Origin of the sequence: Paenibacillus dendritiformis, from assembly GCF_015845845.1 — a bacterium.
In the GTDB taxonomy this organism is placed as follows: Bacteria; Bacillota; Bacilli; order Paenibacillales; family Paenibacillaceae; genus Paenibacillus_B; species Paenibacillus_B dendritiformis_C.
Map to the genome: position 1 here is coordinate 1 of NZ_LDIG01000246.1, position 2,273 is coordinate 2,273.

Here is a 2,273-nt window from a genome sequence, read left to right on the forward strand (position 1 = left end):
TCATGGCCTCGTCTGCGCGGACGAAACCCATAGCTATGTTCGGAAAATGCAGGGTCAAACACCGGTGTCAATACTTGCGTTATTGCTTGTTGAATGAATCGGTCTGTCACGGTTGGTATGCCTAATAGCCGAACTCCCCCGTTCGGTTTCGGGATTTCGACCCGACGGACTGGACTTGGCTCATAGGTTCCCTCTTTCAAGCGGTGACGGATTTCTTGCCAGTTTTGCAGGATGTGGGCTCGTAACTCTTTTACGGCCATTCCGTCTACGCCGTGGCTTCCTTTGTTCTCCTCCACACGTTTCAGTGCAGTTAGCAAGTTTTCCCGTGACAACAGCAACTCCATCATTCGTGACATACTCCTCGCGTGAATTGTTCTTCTGTTCATGCCGCTGTAAGCTCAGCCCTTCTGGATACCCTTGCGTATTCACCGCTACTTCCCCAGATAGGTCTCCGAGAATAAAAACAGGAGATTGTCTGCCTTCATTGCTTACATTCGAAATCCAAGTTGTTCAATTCCTATAACATGTTCAGTCCTTCCGACCGTTGACGTCACAACCGTCGTACTATGACCTCTGCTGACTTCTGTATGTTCAGTCTGCCTTCACAGGCAGATTTACAGAGTTACTCTGCGTTCATACAGATCTCCCCAGGTAAGAGCGCTATCTTCCTCTCCATCTATCTGCTTCATTTACTTTCGCATGCCTTCGGCAGTAAGGACTTTGGTTTGTTTGGCAACCTCATCCAACATGCGCTAGCCTTATATGAAGTTCGTGTTCCTCAGACCGGAGATTTGCCGCCGACTTCCTTCAGATTCGACCTCACGGTCGACACCCTTGTCTTAAGCTACGGCTACTACTGCCTTCACCGTTCGGGACTTGAACCCTAGAGATAGCGCCCATGCTGGGCGCACCAACAATGGCCGCAACGCAACAGCCTTGCGTCGCAGCCGGGACCGCTGCATGGCCGCAGCAAGGGCCGCGTCGGCACTCGCGACATGGGCTGCTTCCCCCACCCTCCTGGGGCAAGCGCACACAAGCGCGGGATGCCGTTCTTACCCTTGGGCAGGCAGTTCCTCCGGAATGTCGGCAAAAATCCGCAAATGCGACGGCAGCACCTGGAACGTCCCCGGCAGCAGCCCGCCATATTCGCCGTCCAGATTGAGCTGCACCGTATCCGGCGACGTCACCGACACCCGCTTCGACTGGACATGGATAATGAGCGGATCGAGAATATGATCGCCCCGCAGCGCCATCCCCGCCACGCGGATGAACTCCGCCAGATTGCATTTCTTCAGCATGATGACATCGAACAGGCCGTCATCGATGCGCGCCCCCGGCGCCAGCTTCTCGAAGCCGCCGACCGAGTTCGTGTTCGCAATCAGGAACAGCATGAACTCCTCATGGAACACGCCGTGGCCGTCCACCTCGATGCGGAGCTCCGTCGGCCGCAGGCTCGTCATCTTTTCCAGGCCCTTCATGTAATAAGCGAGCTGCCCAATCATCGTCTTCAGCTTGCTGGGCACCTCATAAGTCAGCTCGGTCAGCGACCCGCCGCCCGCAATATTGATGAAATACGTATCATTTGCCTGCCCCAGATCGATGACTCGCGTTTTCTGCCGGGTAATAATCGAGCAGGCGTCCTCCCAATGTCGGGGGATGCCCAGCGCACGGGCGAAATCATTCGTCGTGCCGAGCGGAATAATGCCGAGCGGCGGCCGCGACGGCTTGCCGGCCATGCCGTTGATAACCTCGTTCAGCGTGCCGTCCCCGCCGGCGGCGATGATCATGTCATACCCCCGGTCGATCGCATCCGCCGCACTTGCGGTCGCATCGCCCGCGCCATCCGTCGCATGCGCCGTCGCCTCGATGCCGGCGGAATCCAGCATATGGAGAATATCCGCCAGCCGCTTCTTCCCTTCCTCCCGCCCGGAAGTCGGGTTATAGATTAACCTTGCTTTTTTTATCATTCCTTAAGTCACCCGTTTGCATTCTATTCCCATTCCGGCGCCATGCCTGCTCCGCAGCTCCCAGATCCCGGGCACCTTCACAGATTGCTTGCTTACTTGATTATACTATGGAAAATCCAACATATCACTGTGAAATGCGCCTTCGAGCATCTTCCCGTTCATGCCTGAGCCGTCTGGGCTTGCCTTGGCCCCGCCGCCAGCGTCCGGCCTCCGCCTGCCTCCGCCTTCAGCAATCTTCCGCACTCATCCCGGTCAACAGCCGCTCCCCCTCGCGGAAGAGCCATTCCACCAAGTCCGGATGCGGCA

At 56.5% G+C, this 2,273-nt stretch carries 1 protein-coding gene and 1 pseudogene; both read right to left on the minus strand.

All coding sequences use genetic code 11. From position 1 onward, the window contains the following. Positions 1–347: pseudogene (locus tag ABD76_RS24230) on the minus strand (group II intron reverse transcriptase/maturase); the annotation flags it as partial. 705 nt (positions 348–1,052) lie between these two features. Continuing rightward, positions 1,053–1,967 carry a diacylglycerol kinase gene (locus ABD76_RS24235; protein WP_197259573.1) on the minus strand — a complete coding sequence of 305 codons (915 nt, stop codon included), beginning with the start codon at positions 1,965–1,967 and terminating at the stop codon, positions 1,053–1,055. Between the last annotated feature and the right edge of the window lie 306 nt (positions 1,968–2,273).